This window comes from Polaromonas sp. P4_H1, from assembly GCF_056400945.1.
The window spans coordinates 211,583-227,539 of record NZ_JBFUKG010000010.1 but is presented as its reverse complement, the minus strand read 5'-3'; the positions used below and the strand labels follow the sequence as shown (position 1 = coordinate 227,539).

The following is a 15,957-nucleotide window of genomic DNA, read 5'->3' as shown; positions in this document are numbered from 1 at the left end:
GCTTCAAGCACACGGTGCAACTGTGGACAGAGTGGGTCTCGCGAGGCCTCTCGGCCACGAAGGATTGCGGGCGGCTATTCACGTTGATCGCACAATGCAGGGTCGGCCATCGACCCGGACGCATCGAGCCGCGAATGCGAAAACGAAGGCCCAAACCCTACCCCTGGTTGAAGGTGCCCCGCGACCAGGCTCGCCGACACGTCCAGAGGCATGGTCATGCCTATGAGCCAAAGTAAGTGCCATTCGGTTTAGATTTGGTTTTAGGGTTGGGAAGCAAAGGCGATGCGGCTGCAGGCGCCGTGGCGCCGCAGCCCGCTCACGTAGTAGTCGGCGGCCCGCTGCGCCACGAAGGCCTGGCCGCGGTCCAGCACGACATCGCCGGCTATGCCATCGCCGGTTATAGCGTCGCTGGTGATCCAGACACCGCCCCGGGTGCAGGTCACGGCCTCGCCGGGGTGCAGGTGCAGGGTTTGGGGAATGAGCCCGACCTTCAGCGGGAATTGCGATGCGTTCATGATGGTCTCCTTCAAAACTGTGATCTGATTCTTCTCTGGAACCGGCCCGCGTGGCCGGATGGTTTGTCATCCGGGGTATTCCAAACATTCATGCCATGCTCAACAGCTCTTCATCCCACTCCCTTCGCGCGATGTCACTCGACGCGATACGCGGCTTCGAGTCGGCAGCCCGCCACCTGAGCTTCACCGCTGCGGCCGAGGAGCTTTGCATCACGCAGTCGGCCGTGAGCAAGCAGGTGAAAAGCCTTGAAGATGCGCTCGGCATGGCGCTGTTCCTGCGCGGCGGCAAGGGGCTGAGCCTGACACCCGAGGGCCGGCAGCTCTATGAGGCGGCCCGTGCATCGCTGGCGCAACTGGCCACGGCCATTGACCGCCTGCTGGCCGTGGACCGGGTGTCGGTCTCAGTCACCACCACGCCGTCCTTTGCGGCGCTGTGGCTGGCGCCCAAGCTGGCGAAGTTTCAGGCGCTGGAGCCGGCCATCGATGTACGCGTCGATGCCTCGGAGGCCAGGCTCAACCTTGAGCGCGAGGGCATGGACCTTGCGGTGCGGCTGAGTCCGCTGCAGGCCGGCGTGGAAGGCCCGCCGCCCTTGCTGCAGGAACAGGTGATGCTCGTGGCGGCGCCGGCCATCGCGGCGCGCATCGCCTCCGCCGCGGACATACTGCACGCGCCGCTGCTCGTTTACTACGACCCGGCGATGCGCTTTTCCTGGATGTCCTGGACTGCATGGTACGAACGCCTGGGCCTGCGGCAGTCGCCGCAGCAGCCCTGCCTGTATTTCTCGCAGTACGAACATGTGCTCAACGCCGCCGTGCAGGGCGCAGGCGTGGCCATGGGACGCACGCCGCTGGTGCTGCCCCTGCTCAGGAGCGGCCAGCTTCAAGTGGTCCTGCCCGGCCAGACGGTCGAGGGGATGGGTTACCGCATCGTCGTCTCGGCCCACAGCGCGGAGCGGCCGGCCGTGCAGAAATTCCGCGCATGGCTTGAACGCGAACTCACGCTCGAGGTGATCGGCTGATCCCGTTCAGCGGCGGATTCCTGGAGACCCAGACAGTAGCTCAGGCCCAGGCGCCGGTGGCCTCCAGCACAGGTGACAGCTCCGCCCGGCCCCAACGCAAGGGCAGCGAGGCCTCCACCCGCTTCATGGACTGCACCTTGAAACGCAGCAGGCGCTGGGCGCCTTCAAAGGCCGCAACTTCGGGGCCATCCCAGATGATGTCTGCCGTGACCGCCAGGTACAGCAGGTCACCGCTGTCAAAGTCGATGAACAGCAGGCCGGCCCGCGGATTGACCGCAATATTGCCCAGCGTGTTGAAGAAGAAATTGCCCATGAAATCCGGCACCGTGAGCGTGCCGTCGGCGTCTACCCGCACAAAGCCGGGTTTGCCGCCGCGGTGCGACACATCCACCCCGCCGGCCCGCCCCGCGTCGTCACTGCCACTGTCACCCATATAGGCCGTCGCGATGAAGAAGGTGTCGGCCGCCGCGATCATGGCGCGCGCCGCATCGTCGAGCTGGCCCGCCTGATGCACCACAGGCTGCGCACGCGCACGGCCCAGGTCATACACCGGCTCGCGGGCCTGGATGTACTTGGGGCAGTTGCCAAAGCTCTGGCTCACCTGCACCGAAAAGCCCGCCGCGCCCAGGCCCTGCACCACGCCATTCATGCGGTTGCGCCGCCGCGTGTGAGGCTCCATGCCCAGCAGGCCGATGGCCACGCCTTCCGCCAGCGTGTCTTCCAGGGGGTCGGCCGGCAGGCGCTGCGCCTGCACCACCAGCCGCTGTGGATCGGGCGAGTGAATGAAACCAGGTGGCGCCGCGAGCACCGAGGCCCAGGGCTGGCCGGATGCGTCTGCCGTGCCGGCAATCACCAAGGGCAGCTGCTCAAAAAACGCGCGGTGCTGATCGGGCATGAAGTCCCGGATGACGCGCGGGCCGAGCTGCGCCATCCGCTCCCGCACACCCACCCGGGCCTGCACCGCGCGCTCGCCCTCGTGAAACGCGGATTCGCTCATGCTGCCAGCCCGGTGGGCGTTTTGACCATGGGGACAAAGCGCGGCAGGGCTTCGATGCGGGCCAGCCAGGCGCGCAGCCTGGGGTAAGGCTCCAGCGACACATTGCCCTCGGGTGCATGGGCGGTATAGCTGTAGTTGGCAATATCGGCCAGCGTGGGCGTGTTGCCGGCGAGAAACGCGGATTGCCCGAGCTGCTGCTCCATCACGGCAAACAGGGCATGCGCGCGGTCTATGGCGGCGTCCGGGCTGTCGGGCCGCTTGAACAGCTGGATGACGCGTGCCGCGGCAGGCCCGAACGCCAGCTGGCCGGCCGCCACCGACAACCAGCGCTGCACGGCGGCCGCAGCCACGGGCTCGGTCGGCATCCAGGCGTCTGCGTCCTGCGCATAGCGCCGGGCGAGGTACACCAGGATGGCGTTGGAATCGGCCAGGGTCACGTCGCCATCCTGAATCACGGGTACCTGACCGAAGGCGTTCATGGCCAGGAATGCAGGTGTTTTATGCGCCTTGGCCGCCAGGTCAATCTCCACCCGCTCAAATGGCAGGCCCAGCAGCGACAGGAACAGCTCCACCCGGTGGGCGTGGCCGGAAATGGCAACGCGGTAAAGCTTGATGGGCTGCGCCGGGAGCGCCTTGAGGCTTGCGTTGGGGGTGGCGGCGGCAACTGCGTTCATGCGGGTCTTTCAAAAGGGTTAATGAAATGGAACAAGGTGAAAGGGAACAAGGGAACGGTGAATTCGAATACGGTGGATTCTGTTTGATCCGTTAATTTGAATAAATAGCTCATATAGGATTTAACTAATCCCTAAATCGGATTAATTTCAAGCACGGGTTACCATGGCGCCATGGACAAGCTCAGGGCCATGCAGGCTTTCATTCATATTGCCGAAGAAGGCAGCCTGACCGCTGCGGCCCGCGTCATGGAGTCGTCGCTGCCCGCCATGGTGCGCACGCTGGCCGGCTTCGAAGCGCAACTGGGCGTGCGCCTGTTCAACCGGACCACGCGACGCATTTCGCTGACCGAGGAAGGCCGGCGGCACCTGGAGAGTTGCCGGCAATTGCTGGCCGCGCTGGATGATGCGGAAGCAGCACTCACGGCGGAGGCCGGCGAACCGACGGGCCACCTGACCATCACCGCGCCCGTGCTGTTCGGGCAAATGCATGTTGCCCCTGCCGTGACGCGCTTTGTGCAGCAATACGAAAAAATGCGCTGCTCCATGGTGCTGCTGGACCGCGTGGTCAACCTGCTGGAAGAAGGCATTGACGTGGGCATACGCATTGGCGAGCCCGAAGACTCCACGCTGGTCGCGCAGACGGTCGGCCACATCCGGCGCCTGGTGGTAGCCAGCCCCGCCTGGCTGCAGCGCCACGGCGTACCCCGGCATCCCAAAGACCTGCTGAAGGCCAACTGCGTGCGTGTGACCGAGCATGCCCTCACCTGGGGGCCGTTCAATGACCAGGGCCGGCCACTGCGCCTGGCCGTCAGTGGTAATCTGGAGTTCAACCAGAATGCGCCGGCCGTTGCGGCTTGCGTGGCCGGTGCGGGTTTGGGCATGTTTTTGTCCTACCAGGTGGCGCCGTTTCTGCAAAGCAAGCAACTGTGCACCGTGCTGGAGGATTTTGAGCCGGCGGTTCGCCCGATCAACGTGGTCTACCCGCACGCCCGGCTGCTGCCCATGCGCACCCGGGTGTTCATCGAGTGGATCAAGAGGGAACTCAAGGACTTCCAGTCCTGAAGACAGAAAAAGGAAAAAGCGCATGCAAACTTTTGATTTTGACCTTTTCGTCATCGGCGGCGGCAGCGGCGGCGTGCGCTGCGCGCGCATGTCCGCGCAGCGCGGTGCCCGCGTAGCGCTGGCCGAAGTCGCCGCCATGGGCGGCACCTGCGTCAACGTCGGCTGTATCCCGAAAAAGCTCTACAGCTACGCCGCCCATTACGGCGACAGTTTTGAAGAGTCGCTCGGGTTTGGCTGGGTCGGCGAGGCCCCCACCTTCGACTGGGACCTCCTCAAGGCCAACCGCGCCCGCGAGATTTCACGGCTCAACGGCGTCTATGTGCAGCTGCTCACGAGCGCCGACGTGACCATCATCGAGGGCTGGGCCCGCCTGCTGGATGCGCACACGGTGGAAGTCGACGGCAGGCGGTTCACGGCCAAAAACATCCTGGTCTCGACCGGCGGCACCCCCACCGTGCCCACAATCCCCGGCCGCGAGCATGTGGTGACATCCGACCAGATGTTCGACCTGAGCCCCTTCCCCAAGCGCCTGCTGGTAGTGGGCGGTGGCTACATTGCCTGCGAGTTTGCATCGATCTTCAACGGCCTGGGATCCCAGGTCACCCAGGTCCATCGCCGTGACAAGCTTCTGACGGGCTTTGACGACGACGTGCGCCGCTTCATTGCCGGGGAAATGAGCAAGACCGGCATCAACCTGCAACTGGGCACGCAAATAAGCACCATCACCAAAACTGACGACGGGCTGCAGGTTGAGGTGAAAGACCTGCAGGACAAGCCGGCCAGTTTCCTGGTGGACAGCGTGCTGTATGCCACCGGCCGCGCGCCCAATGCCAGCGGGATCGGGCTGGAGGCCGTGGGTGTGGCGGTGAACGAGGTGGGCGCGATCCAGGTGAATGCGCAGTACCAGACCTCGGTGCCCTCGATCTATGCGCTGGGGGACGTGACGGCGCGCCTGCAGCTGACGCCCGTGGCACTGGGCGAGGCGATGGTGGTGGTGGACCACCTGTTCGGCCCCACCGCCGGCAACACGCCGCGCAGCATGAGCTACAACTTCGTGCCCACCGCCGTGTTCACCCATCCCAATATCGGGACGGTCGGGTATTCGGAAGCCGACGCCCGCGAACAATTTGGCGCCATCCGGGTGTACCGCACCGACTTCAAGGCGCTCAGGCACACCTTGAGCGGCAGCACGGAGCGCACGCTGATGAAGCTGCTGGTCGACGACGCCACGGACCGCGTGGTGGGCCTGCACATGGTGGGACCGGACGCGGGCGAGATCGTGCAGGGCTTTGCCGTGGCCATGAAGGCGGGGGCCACCAAGGCGGTGTTTGACAGCACCATCGGCATCCACCCCACGGCCGCAGAAGAGTTTGTGACCATGCGGGAGCCGGTCAAGGCCTGAGAACAGGCTCTGAAGGCGCCCGCCCTGCGGGCGATAGCTCTATGATGGAATGAAATCAAGAATTCCCCGCCATGTCCTACCTGCCCCCCTTCATTGCCCCGACCCGCTACTCCGACCCCGCTGCCGCGCTGGCGCAGGTGTGCGTCATCTATGACCAGCAGATTGCGCACCTGCGCGATGCCATGCAGCGCTATGTTGCCGGAGAAACCCTGCCCGGCCATGTGCGCGCCTGCTACCCCTTTGTGCGCATACACACCGACACGGTGGCGCGCGCCATTCTGGAGACGCCGGACATCGCCCAGCTGAGCTATGGCTTTGTGGCCGGGCCCGGCCGCTTTGAAACCACGCTGACGCGGCCCGACCTCTATGGCGAGTACTACCTCGAGCAGTTTCGCCTGCTGATGCAGAACCATTCGGTCGAGCTCGAAGTGGGCACCAGCACCCAGCCCATCCCCGTGCATTTTTCGTTTGCCGAGCATGACCATATCGAGGGCCACCTGAGCGTGAAGCGCCGCATGCTGATGCGTGACGCCTTCGACCTGCCCGACCTGAGCGCCATGGACGACGGCATTGCCAACGGCACCCACGAGCCGCGGCCGGGCGAGCCGCAGCCGCTCTCGCTCTTCACCGCCGCGCGCGTCGACTATTCGCTGCAGCGCCTGCGCCACTACACCGGCACTTCGCCCGAGTGGTTCCAGAACTTTGTGCTGTTCACCAACTACCAGTTCTACATCGACGAATTCGTGCGCCTGGGCCACGAAGCCATGGCCGACCCGGACAGCGAGTACATCGCGTTTATCGAACCCGGCAATGTGGTCACGCGGCGCGCCGGCATGCCGCCCATCACGGGCGACGAGCTGGGCATGGCGCCGCCGCGGCTGCCGCAAATGCCGGCCTACCACCTGCTGCGCGCCGACCGCACCGGCATCACCATGGTCAACATCGGCGTCGGCCCGGCCAACGCCAAGAACATCACCGACCACATCGCCGTGCTGCGGCCCCACGCCTGGATCATGCTCGGCCATTGCGCCGGCCTGCGCAACAGCCAGCAGCTGGGTGACTATGTGCTGGCGCACGGCTATGTGCGCGAAGACCATGTGCTCGACGAAGAGTTGCCGCTGTGGGTGCCGATCCCGGCGCTGGCCGAAATCCAGAAGGCCCTCGAGCAGGCCGTGGAACACGTGACCCACCTGCAGGGCCCGGACCTCAAACGCATCATGCGCACCGGCACGGTGGCCTCCACCGACAACCGCAACTGGGAACTGCTGCCCGGCAACCAGCCGCAGCGCCGCTTCAGCCAGAGCCGGGCCATTGCGCTTGACATGGAAAGCGCCACGATTGCCGCGAACGGCTTCCGCTTTCGGGTCCCCTATGGCACCCTGCTGTGCGTGAGCGACAAGCCGCTGCACGGCGAGATCAAGCTGCCCGGCATGGCCAACCACTTTTACCGCGAGCGGGTCGACCAGCACCTGCGCATCGGCATCCGCGCGGTGGAGCTGCTGCGCGGCGAAGGCATCGACCAGCTGCACAGCCGCAAGCTCAGGAGCTTTGCCGAGGTGGCGTTTCAGTAAGAGCCTCAGGACGGCTCAGGCTGGCGGCGCAACAGGGGGCGCATGGCCAGCAGGCCCAGCGCCGGCCCGACACCCAGCCAGGGCAGCAGCGACGCCAGCGCATGGCGCTGTGTCAGACTGGTGAACAGCTCGATGCTAACGATGGAAATCGCAAAGCCTATGCTGTTGGTCAGCGTCAGCACGCTGCCCACCGCCTGGCGCGGCGCATTGCTGGCGGTGAGCGCGGAAAACTGCGGCGAGTCGCCGGCCACGGTGATGCCCCACACCAGCAGCCACAGCGCGAACCATACGGCCGGCGCGCCAATGAGCCAGGGCGCCAGCAGGCAGCACAGGCCGCTGATCGCCAATTGCCCGCACGCGACCCGCGCGCTACCGATTTTTTGTGCGACCCATCCGCCACCCATGCAACCGATGGCACCGGCACCCACGACGCCAAATGCAGCCAGCGACAGCGCCGCCCCGTTGAGCCGGCTGGCCAGAATCAGGGGCACCAGCACCCACATGGTGTAGAGCTCCCACATGTGGCCGAAATAGCCCAGGACCGAGGATCGCACACGCCAGTCGGTCCACAGCGTGGCCAACGCGCGCCATTCCAGCGTGCTGCGCCGCACCGGACCCGCAGGGGGCTCGGGCAACAGGCCGTACAGCAGCACACCGCCGGTAGCGGCCAACGCGGCAACACCCAGCATGACGCTGGGCCAGGGCAATTCACCGCTCAGCCCACGCAGCGCATGAGCACTGGCCGAACCAAGCACCAGGGCACCAATCAGCAGGCCCAGAGCGGCACCCAGCCCGCGTGAATACCATTGCGCGGCAATCTTCATCCCCACCGGGTAAATGCCCGCCAGAAAAAAACCGGTCGCCGTTCGCCAGACCAGCAGGGCCGTGAACTCGCGCACCATCCACCAAGCCCCCACGGTGCATAGGGCACCGGACAGTGAGCACACCAGAAAGACCCGCCGGGCCGGAAAGCGGTCGGCGACGGCCAGGACGGCAAAAACCAGCGTACCCACGATAAAACCAAGTTGCAGCGACGAGGTCAGCGTGCCGACGGCGGATGCCGGCCATCCGAGTTCACGCTGCAGGTCCGGCATCACCGCATTGACGGCAAACCACAGCGAGGTTCCGGCAAACTGCGCCAGTACCAGCACGGGCAGCACATGACGGGGAACGGCATCGTTCATGGGCTGGACTATATCCCGCACCCCCCGTCCATCCAAACTGCCGTTTCGTTGATGGGGCGCTCAGTCTTCGCTGAGCCGCAGCCCGGTGGGCAGGCGTTTTTCCGTCGTCCACTTCAGCAGGGCGGCGCAGCGGTACACCCCATGCGCAAATTTTCCGTACGGCAGGGTGGCAAACAGGGCCATCACCGCGCCCAGATGAACCGCCAGCAGCAGGGCCATGGCCGATGTGTCGCGCCAGGCCAGCAAGGCCAGGCCGGTCAGGCTGGTCAGAAACAGCAGGGCGATGAATCCGCGGTCCATCGGTTTCTGGGCCGCATCGCCGTGCTGCGGGTGGCGCCGCAGGTTGAGCCACAACAAACCCGCCGGGCCCAGCAGCAGGCCCACACCCCCCACCGTCCCCAGCAATACCGGCAGGCTGTTCAGCGCATAAGGCGCCTGCAGGCCCAACAGATAGTGGTAAAGCGTGGCCACCGCAGTAGCGGCAAAGCACAGCATGAAACCGTAGAAGGTGAGATGGTGAAAGCGCCGCCGCCACAGCGTCCACGCGTCGCTGTCGTTGTTGCAGCCCTCGCCATGCCCGCCGTCGAGGTATTTCAGGCGCAGCGCGTCCACGGTGGCCTCGACCGCCGCTTCCCGCTTCATGACTTCAACCGTGGCGGCCCCCGATGCGTCGCCTGGCGCCACGTCACGCCAGAACTTGCGCACGCCCAGTGCCAGCGCCAGCGCAGCAAACAGGAAAATCGGCGCGAACATGGAGACCAGCAGGTTGTGCGGAAAGATCGCATAGAAATTTCCCGCCAGCGGTTCATGCAGCAGCGTGCCCTTCATCACCAGGGCGAGCACCAGGAACAGCGCCAGTCCGGCGGCCAGCGCCAGTGCCAGCGTCAGGCCGTTGCGCTTGTACAGCGCCCCCAGGGCGGGCGGCCAGGCGTAGTCGGCATAGGTCTGGCCGCGCACCTGCGCCATGGCCTGCGGCACGTTGACGGCAAACTCGTGCGGCGGCGCGTACTGGCAGGCATGCAAGCAGGCGCCGCAGTTGTGGCAGAGGTTGGCCAGGTAGTGGATGTCGGCCTTGCCAAACTCGAGCCGGCGCGTCATGGCCGGGAACACGGCGCAAAAACCTTCGCAGTAGCGGCAGGCATTGCAGATCTGCATTTGCCGGCCGACTTCGGCCTCGAAAGGGGTCAATGGCAGGTCACCGACCGCCAGCGCGCGCGCTTCGCGGGTCAGGGCTTCAAGCTGCTGCATGTCGCGCTCCGTGATTCAGGGCCGCCCGGGCGGCCTGGGTGCCGGCAATCCGGCCAAACGCCGTGCCGATGGTCATGCCGACGCCGGCGGTGTAGCCCTTGCCCAGCACGTTGCCCGCCATGATTTCACCGGCGGCAAACAGGTTGGAACTGGGTTGACCGCCAAAATGCACGGCCGCCTGGTCGTTGACCTTCATGCCCAGGTAGGTGAAGGTGATGCCGGGCTTGAGCGCATAGCCGTAAAACGGGGCCGTATCCAGGGGCCGGGCCCAATGGGTCTTGGCCGGGGCCAAGCCTTCGGTATGGCAATCGTCGAGCACGGCATGGTCGAAGGTGCCGACGCGGCAGGCCGTGTTGTAGTCATTCACCGTGCGCAAAAACGCCTGCACGTCCAGGCCCAGCTGGCACGCCAGCTGCTCCAGCGAATCGGCTTTTTCGCCGGGGAACACCGGCGGCATGAAGCGGCCCACGGCCTTGGCATCGATCACCGAATAGGCCAGCTGCCCGGGCTGCATCGCCACCAGCCGGCCCCAGATGGCGTAGCGCTTGGGCCAGAAGTCCTCGCCCTCATCGTAAAAACGCTGGGCGTGTTTGTTGACCACCACACCGAGCGAGACACAGTCGACGCGGGTGCAAATGCCGCCGTCGTACAGCGGTGCGCGCGCGTCAATGGCGACCGAGTGGCTTTGCGTCGGATCGCCAATGGTGTCCGCCCCCTGGGCCATCAGGTCGCGCAACAGCACGCCCTGGTTAAAGCGCGTGCCGCGGATGGCAAAGTTGTCGGCCGGCCACTCGCCCGCTTCATTCTGGCCCCAGGCTTCGCGCAGCCACTCGCGGTTGGACTCGAAGCCGCCGCTGGCCACCACGCAGGCGCGGGCCTCAATCCGCTCGGCGCCGCAGTGCGCGGCCACGAAGCGGCCATCGCGCAGTTCCAGGCGATCGACGGGCGCGTCATAGCGGACCTGCACACCGAGGCGCCCGGCACTGCGGTAATAGGCGTTTATCAGCGCCTTGCCGCCGCCCATGAAAAAAGCATTGGTGCGCGACAGGTGCAGCGTGCCCGACAACGAGGGCTGAAAGCGCACCCCGTGCCGGCGCATCCAGTCGCGGCAGCGCGACGATTCGCGTATCGCCAGGCGCGCCAGCTGTTCATTGGTCTGCCCGCCCGTGACCTTGAGCAGGTCCTGCCAGTACTCTTCTTCCGGGTAGGCGTCGGTCAGCACGTCCTGCGGCGACTCATGCATGCAGCGCAGGTTGCGCGTGTGGCTGGAATTGCCGCCACGCCACTCGCGCGGCGCCGACTCCAGCACCAGCACGCTGGCGCCGGCCTCCCGCGCCATCAAGGCGGCACACAGAGCGGCATTGCCACCGCCAATCACCAGGACATCCAGCATCTCTTGCGACTCCCTTTGACGTTTAATCGGCGTGGATGCCGGCGCGCTTGACGATGTCGCTCCAGATCTTTTGCTCGCTCGCGATAAACGCGGCAAATTCGCTGGACGGCCCGCCGCCGCCAACCGCGTTGTCCGTGGCGAAGCGGGCGGTGACGGCCGAGGACTTGAGGGCCTTCAGCGACTCTTCCTGCAGATGCTTGACGACGTCCGCGGGCGTGCCGGCCGGCGCCAGGATGCCGTACCACTGCGAGGTCTCAAAGTTCCTGAAGCCCATCTCGGCCACGGTGGGCACATCGGGCAGGCCGGAAATACGCTGCGCGGTGCCCACCGCGATGGCGCGCAACTTGCCGCTCTTGATGTGCGCGCTCAGGGCCGGCAGGCCGGCTGACGAGGCTTGGGTACGACCCGAAAGCAGATCGGTCAGCTGCGGGCCGGTGCCGCGGTAAGGAATGTGCGTGATGAACATGCCGGTGACCAGCTTCAGATATTCCATGGCCAGATGCCCGGCGCTGGCATTGCCGGCCGAGCCGTAATTGAGCTGACCCGGGTTTTTCTTCACATAGGCGACAAATTCCTGGAAGTTTTTGGCCGGTACATCCGGATGGATCACAAAGACATTGGGCACCTTGGCCAGCAGGGTCACCGGGATGAAATCCCTGTTCACGTCATAGGGCTGGTTTTTCAGCATGTAGGGATTGACGGCGAGCGTGCCCACATGCCCGAGGATGATGGTGTGCCCGTCGGCCGGGGACTTGGCCACCTCCTGCATCGCCACCGTGCCCGCCCCGCCCGGCTTGTTTTCCACGTAGACACTTTGCCCCAGCTGCTTGCTGAGCTCGGCGGCCACCGAGCGCGCGACGATTTCAGAAGTGCCTCCCGGTGCAAACGGCACCACAAAGCGAACCGGCCGCGACGGCCATGCCGACTGCCCCAGCGCATACGGCAAGGCCAGCGCCGAGGCGCCCAGGCCGGCGGCCTGCAACAGCACACGCCGGGAAATGGAAGGGCTCATCATGACGGGTCTCCTTGTAGTAATTGAAGCTGAAGCGCGGCGAACGGCGCCAGGAAATGACACCTGTGACACTCGATACATCTGAGGCACCCATGACGCCGGGACCGCCGGCGTTGATCACCCGGCCGGGTTGTCAGCCACGCTGGAATTTAGCGCCAAAACACCGGCAGGCCTAGCGGGTCGGCGGCATGGGGGTATCACCAATCGTGATGGCAACGCGCCGAGTTGGCCTCAGGCGTCCACCAGCCGGGCGCCCAGCCAGCGGCCGGAGCGCACGGCCTCGGTCGCGCAATCGGCCAGCACCACGCGCGCCGCCAGGGCGGCGGGCGACAGCTCGTCGTCCGACAGGCTGCACAGTGAATTGACGCGGCGCGCCAGGGGGTCGGAGATTTGCGCCAGATGAAAGCGCTGCGTCGCATCGGTGAACCGGCTCACCGCGGCCCAGGGCTGCAGCGTGCAGCCGAGGCCGTTGTCAACCGCATCCATCAGCATGGCCAGTGAGTCGATTTCGGCCACCAGCGTGGGCTTGCATTTGGCCCGGGCAAAGGCACTTTCGATCGTGCTGCGCAAGCCGTGCGTGCCGGTGGGCAGTATCAGCGGCAAGCCCGCCAGCTGCGCCACACGGATGCGGTCGGCGGGTTTGCCCGCCAGCGTGCGGCGTGACCGGATCAAAAACAGCTTTTCCTCGAGCAGGGGCATCACGCTCCAGCGGCGCCCCGCCTGGGTGTTGAACAGCATGGCCAGGTCCAGCTGGCGGGCATTGAGCATGGCCGTCAGATGGCCCGACAGGCTTTCCACCATATGCAGGCGCACATCGGGGTAGCGTTCACGCATGGCGCGGATCAGCGGCAGGCCCAGCACGGCGGCCGTAGTGGGCGCCATGCCCACGCTGACACTGCCCGACAGGCGCGACTGCTGCGCCGCTCGCGCCGCCTGCTCGGCGTGGCGCAGCACCAGTTGCGCCTCGCGGAAAAACGCCATGCCGGCCTCGGTCGGGGTCACGCCCTTGGGGCTGCGCTGGAGCAAACGGGTGGACAGCTCGCTCTCCAGCCGGCTGATCTGCTGGCTCAATGCCGATTGCACGAGGTCCATGTCCAGCGCGGCGCGGCTGATGCTGCCCAGCTCGATCACCCGGACCAGGTAACGCAGTTGGCGCAGTTCCATGCAAAATCCTCCGGTGGGTTCAACCTAGAAACGGCAGTTGGATGCGTCTGAGTGCGCCGTGATCGGCGTGCCAGGCAAGGCGTGACAACGCAGTGGGCTACTGCCCGCAAGGCGGAGCAACGCCGCATGGTGCGTCGAGCACGGTGCAATCGGACGCATAGCGCTGTCACCCAGAAGGTGAACGCGATCGAAGAGGGGAAAGTCAATGGGCATGCGGCTTTCCTGAAGTTTGTGAGCGGTCAACTGCTGTTTCTAGGTTCAACCATCACCTTTCGTGATGCCCTTGATCATCGCATGCGCGCCCTGCCTGTCCGCGTTGCCTGACTGCCTTGGGCTGCGGGCCTGCGGGCTTTGGCTCAGCCGGCCAGCCCGCCCGCCGCGTTCTGCCCTGGCTGCGGCGCTTGCGCCAACTCGGCCCGCATGCGGGGCAGGTATTGCGGGTACTCGCGCTGCATGAAATCCACCAGCGCCTCGCGCACCTTGCAGCGCAAATCCCAGTTCAGGCTGGAGTTGGCCGACGTGACCAGCAAGCGCAACTGCATGCTGTGCTCCCCCGCCTCCACCACCTGCAGCAGGCACAGCCGCTTGTCCCATTCAGCAGCCGCTTCACAGGCCTGCAGTGCGGCGTGACGCAGCGGCTCCATCGGCATGCGGTAATCCACCCACAGCAGCACGGTACCGATGATTTGCGCGCTGTTCCGTGTCCAGTTCTGAAAGGGATTTTCAATAAACCATTGCAGCGGAACGATCATGCGCCGCTCATCCCAGATCTTCAGCACCACATAGGCACCGGTGATTTCCTCGACCCGCCCCCACTCGCCCTGGACGATGAGGACGTCGTCAATGCGGATGGGCTGGGCCAGCGCAATCTGCAAGCCGGCAATCAGGTTGCTGAAGACGGGGCGCGCGGCAATACCGACCACCAGCCCCGCCACACCGGCCGAAGCCAGCAGGCTGGCCCCAAACTGCCGGGCACCGGGAAAGGTCATCAACATCAGGGCCAGCCCGGCCATCAGCACGACGAACATGAGGGTGCGCGCCAGCATGCGAGTTTGCGTGTGGATGCGGCGGGCATTGAGGTTGTCAGCCACATCGACCGGATGCAAGCCAATCACACCCAGCGCTGCCCCGCGGGCCGCGCGCATGCCCGCCCAGGTCAGGGTGGCCAGCAGTAACAGGCCATTGGCATGGCGTATTCCGCCGATCAGCGAGAAGGCATCGGGCGCGCTGTGCCACACGACCTGCAGGGCAATCAATGGCAGCAGGAACTGCGCAGGGGACCGGCATTGCTCCGCCACTTTGGCCAGCACCGGCATGGAACGCGTCACGCGCAGCACGATGGCGGCACCGATGCGGGCCACCACCAGCGCCAGCACAACGCTGACACCGGCTGCCAGCACGATGCGCAGCGACGAGTCGTCCACCCAGGCGACGAGCTCAGACAGGTTCATACCGCAGCCTCATACCGCAGCCCTGTCAGCATGCATCAGCCCTTCACCACCCGGGGCTTGACCCGGGACGCGGCCAGCTTGGCGTTGGCACGCGCCACCTCGACATCGGCATCAAACGCCAGTGCCACGCCCATGCGGCGCTTGACGAAACTCTCGGGCTTGCCGAACAGGCGAATGTCGGTGTTGGGCACGCGCAGCGCGTCGGCCACGCCGTCAAACACAATGCCGTGGGCGTCCACGCCGCCGTAAATCACTGCGCTGGCGCCCGGGCTCTTGAGCGCGGTGTTGACCGGCAGGCCCAGGATGGCGCGCGCATGCAGCTCGAACTCGCTTTGCCATTGCGTGGCCATGGTGACCATGCCGGTGTCGTGGGGGCGCGGGCTGACTTCGCTGAACCACACCTCGTCGCCCTTGACGAACAGCTCGACGCCAAAGAGACCCTGGCCGCCCAGGTTGTCGGTGATGGCTTTGGCAATGGCCCGGCTTTTTTGCAGGGCGGCCTCGCGCATGGGGTGCGGCTGCCAGCTTTCCACGTAGTCGCCGCTGACCTGGATGTGGCCAATCGGTTCGCAAAAATGCGTTTCCACCTGGCCGTCAGCGCCGAGGGCGCGCACGGTGAGCTGCGTGATCTCGTAGTCAAAGTCGATGAAGCCCTCGACGATCACCCGGCCGTGGCTCACGCGGCCACCGGCCATGGCGTAGTCCCAGGCGGTTTTCACGTCGGCGGGGCCGGCGATCTTGCTCTGGCCCTTGCCCGAGGAGCTCATGACCGGCTTGACGATGCAGGGGTAGCCGATTTTTGAATCGATGGCGGCCTGCAGCTCCTGCAGCGAATCACAAAACACATAGGGGCTGGTCGGCAGGCCCAGGGTCTCGGCGGCCAGCCGGCGAATGCCTTCGCGGTCCATGGTCAGGCGGGCGGCGCGGGCCGTCGGGATCACGCGCACCGTGCCAGCGGCTTCGAGTTCCTCGAGCATGGCCGTGGCGATGGCCTCGATCTCGGGCACGACCAGGTCAGGTTTTTCCTTTTCAATCAGCGCCTTGAGCTGAGCCGGGTCGCTCATGGTGATGGTGCGCGCATGGTGGGCAACCTGCTGGCCGGGCGCATTGTCGTAGCGGTCTATTGCAATCGTTTCCACGCCCAGGCGCTGCAACGCAATCAGCACCTCCTTGCCCAGCTCGCCCGAACCGAGCAGCATGACTTTGGTGGCATGGGGGGACAAAGGGGTTCCGAAAGTGGTCATAAGCGCAGAAGGTAGAAGTGG

14 protein-coding genes and 1 pseudogene are annotated in these 15,957 nt (G+C 65.5%); 5 read left to right on the top strand and 10 right to left on the bottom strand.

What is annotated here, in order from left to right; all coding sequences use genetic code 11:
• Positions 1-236: pseudogene (locus AC1DS5_RS14990) on the top strand (IS4 family transposase); the annotation flags it as partial.
• Positions 237-260: 24 nt separating this feature from the next.
• Here AC1DS5_RS14990 and AC1DS5_RS14985 read toward each other — a convergent pair.
• The gene (locus AC1DS5_RS14985) at positions 261-515 is read right to left on the bottom strand and encodes a DUF2917 domain-containing protein (RefSeq protein WP_477719043.1); all 255 of its coding nucleotides are present in this window, start codon (positions 513-515) and stop codon (positions 261-263) included.
• Between the two features lie 95 nt (positions 516-610).
• On the opposite strand from AC1DS5_RS14985, the gene AC1DS5_RS14980 reads away from it, so the two are divergent.
• Positions 611-1,534 carry a LysR substrate-binding domain-containing protein gene (locus tag AC1DS5_RS14980; RefSeq protein ID WP_477719042.1) on the top strand — a complete coding sequence of 308 codons (924 nt, stop codon included), beginning with the start codon at positions 611-613 and terminating at the stop codon, positions 1,532-1,534.
• Positions 1,535-1,574: 40 nt separating this feature from the next.
• Here AC1DS5_RS14980 and AC1DS5_RS14975 read toward each other — a convergent pair whose 3' ends face one another.
• Positions 1,575-2,531, bottom strand: a complete 957-nt coding sequence (locus tag AC1DS5_RS14975; RefSeq protein WP_477719041.1) for a pyridoxamine 5'-phosphate oxidase family protein — start codon at positions 2,529-2,531, stop codon at positions 1,575-1,577.
• Positions 2,528-3,205: a glutathione S-transferase family protein gene (locus AC1DS5_RS14970; protein WP_477719040.1), complete on the bottom strand. Its 678-nt coding sequence runs from the start codon at positions 3,203-3,205 to the stop codon at positions 2,528-2,530. The genes AC1DS5_RS14975 and AC1DS5_RS14970 overlap by 4 nt, the downstream gene beginning before the upstream one ends.
• Positions 3,206-3,376: 171 nt before the next feature.
• Here AC1DS5_RS14970 and AC1DS5_RS14965 point away from each other — a divergent pair, with 171 nt between their 5' ends.
• The 3 genes from AC1DS5_RS14965 (at position 3,377) to AC1DS5_RS14955 (ending at position 7,240) form a co-directional block, all read left to right on the top strand.
• Entirely contained in the window at positions 3,377-4,267 is an 891-nt protein-coding gene (locus AC1DS5_RS14965; protein ID WP_477719039.1) for a LysR family transcriptional regulator, read from the top strand.
• Between the two features lie 22 nt (positions 4,268-4,289).
• Complete coding sequence (gene gorA / locus AC1DS5_RS14960) at positions 4,290-5,669, top strand: glutathione-disulfide reductase (protein WP_477719038.1); 1,380 nt, start codon at positions 4,290-4,292, stop codon at positions 5,667-5,669.
• Positions 5,670-5,740: 71 nt separating this feature from the next.
• Positions 5,741-7,240 (top strand): AMP nucleosidase, encoded by a 1,500-nt coding sequence (locus AC1DS5_RS14955; protein WP_477719037.1) that lies wholly within the window; start codon positions 5,741-5,743, stop codon positions 7,238-7,240.
• Positions 7,241-7,245: 5 nt separating this feature from the next.
• Here the strand turns inward: AC1DS5_RS14955 and AC1DS5_RS14950 are convergent, their stop codons facing one another.
• From AC1DS5_RS14950 to purT, 7 genes are all read right to left on the bottom strand, one after another.
• Entirely contained in the window at positions 7,246-8,424 is a 1,179-nt protein-coding gene (locus AC1DS5_RS14950) for an MFS transporter (protein WP_477719036.1), read from the bottom strand.
• Between the two features lie 60 nt (positions 8,425-8,484).
• Positions 8,485-9,672, bottom strand: coding sequence for a tricarballylate utilization 4Fe-4S protein TcuB (gene tcuB / locus AC1DS5_RS14945; RefSeq protein WP_477719035.1), 1,188 nt, complete (start codon positions 9,670-9,672; stop codon positions 8,485-8,487).
• Positions 9,659-11,065: an FAD-dependent tricarballylate dehydrogenase TcuA gene (gene tcuA, locus AC1DS5_RS14940; protein ID WP_477719034.1), complete on the bottom strand. Its 1,407-nt coding sequence runs from the start codon at positions 11,063-11,065 to the stop codon at positions 9,659-9,661. The genes tcuB and tcuA overlap by 14 nt, the downstream gene beginning before the upstream one ends.
• A 22-nt stretch (positions 11,066-11,087) precedes the next feature.
• Positions 11,088-12,080: a Bug family tripartite tricarboxylate transporter substrate binding protein gene (locus AC1DS5_RS14935; RefSeq protein ID WP_477719033.1), complete on the bottom strand. Its 993-nt coding sequence runs from the start codon at positions 12,078-12,080 to the stop codon at positions 11,088-11,090.
• A gap of 228 nt (positions 12,081-12,308) precedes the next feature.
• Positions 12,309-13,241: a LysR family transcriptional regulator gene (locus AC1DS5_RS14930; protein ID WP_477719032.1), complete on the bottom strand. Its 933-nt coding sequence runs from the start codon at positions 13,239-13,241 to the stop codon at positions 12,309-12,311.
• A 356-nt stretch (positions 13,242-13,597) separates the two neighbouring features.
• Complete coding sequence (locus tag AC1DS5_RS14925) at positions 13,598-14,692, bottom strand: mechanosensitive ion channel family protein (RefSeq protein WP_477719031.1); 1,095 nt, start codon at positions 14,690-14,692, stop codon at positions 13,598-13,600.
• Positions 14,693-14,727: 35 nt separating this feature from the next.
• Positions 14,728-15,936: a formate-dependent phosphoribosylglycinamide formyltransferase gene (gene purT, locus AC1DS5_RS14920; protein WP_477719030.1), complete on the bottom strand. Its 1,209-nt coding sequence runs from the start codon at positions 15,934-15,936 to the stop codon at positions 14,728-14,730.
• Positions 15,937-15,957: the final 21 nt, after the last annotated feature.

Bases quoted from the DNA above. Each gene is read 5' to 3' on its own strand.
- AC1DS5_RS14985 (WP_477719043.1), bottom strand. From the start codon at position 515: ATGAACGCATCGCAATTCCCGCTGAAGGTCGGGCTCATTCCCCAAACC.
- AC1DS5_RS14980 (WP_477719042.1), top strand. From the start codon at position 611: ATGCTCAACAGCTCTTCATCCCACTCCCTTCGCGCGATGTCACTCGAC.
- AC1DS5_RS14975 (WP_477719041.1), bottom strand. From the start codon at position 2,531: ATGAGCGAATCCGCGTTTCACGAGGGCGAGCGCGCGGTGCAGGCCCGG.
- AC1DS5_RS14970 (WP_477719040.1), bottom strand. From the start codon at position 3,205: ATGAACGCAGTTGCCGCCGCCACCCCCAACGCAAGCCTCAAGGCGCTC.
- AC1DS5_RS14965 (WP_477719039.1), top strand. From the start codon at position 3,377: ATGGACAAGCTCAGGGCCATGCAGGCTTTCATTCATATTGCCGAAGAA.
- gorA (WP_477719038.1), top strand. From the start codon at position 4,290: ATGCAAACTTTTGATTTTGACCTTTTCGTCATCGGCGGCGGCAGCGGC.
- AC1DS5_RS14955 (WP_477719037.1), top strand. From the start codon at position 5,741: ATGTCCTACCTGCCCCCCTTCATTGCCCCGACCCGCTACTCCGACCCC.
- AC1DS5_RS14950 (WP_477719036.1), bottom strand. From the start codon at position 8,424: ATGAACGATGCCGTTCCCCGTCATGTGCTGCCCGTGCTGGTACTGGCG.
- tcuB (WP_477719035.1), bottom strand. From the start codon at position 9,672: ATGCAGCAGCTTGAAGCCCTGACCCGCGAAGCGCGCGCGCTGGCGGTC.
- tcuA (WP_477719034.1), bottom strand. From the start codon at position 11,065: ATGCTGGATGTCCTGGTGATTGGCGGTGGCAATGCCGCTCTGTGTGCC.
- AC1DS5_RS14935 (WP_477719033.1), bottom strand. From the start codon at position 12,080: ATGATGAGCCCTTCCATTTCCCGGCGTGTGCTGTTGCAGGCCGCCGGC.
- AC1DS5_RS14930 (WP_477719032.1), bottom strand. From the start codon at position 13,241: ATGGAACTGCGCCAACTGCGTTACCTGGTCCGGGTGATCGAGCTGGGC.
- AC1DS5_RS14925 (WP_477719031.1), bottom strand. From the start codon at position 14,692: ATGAACCTGTCTGAGCTCGTCGCCTGGGTGGACGACTCGTCGCTGCGC.
- purT (WP_477719030.1), bottom strand. From the start codon at position 15,936: ATGACCACTTTCGGAACCCCTTTGTCCCCCCATGCCACCAAAGTCATG.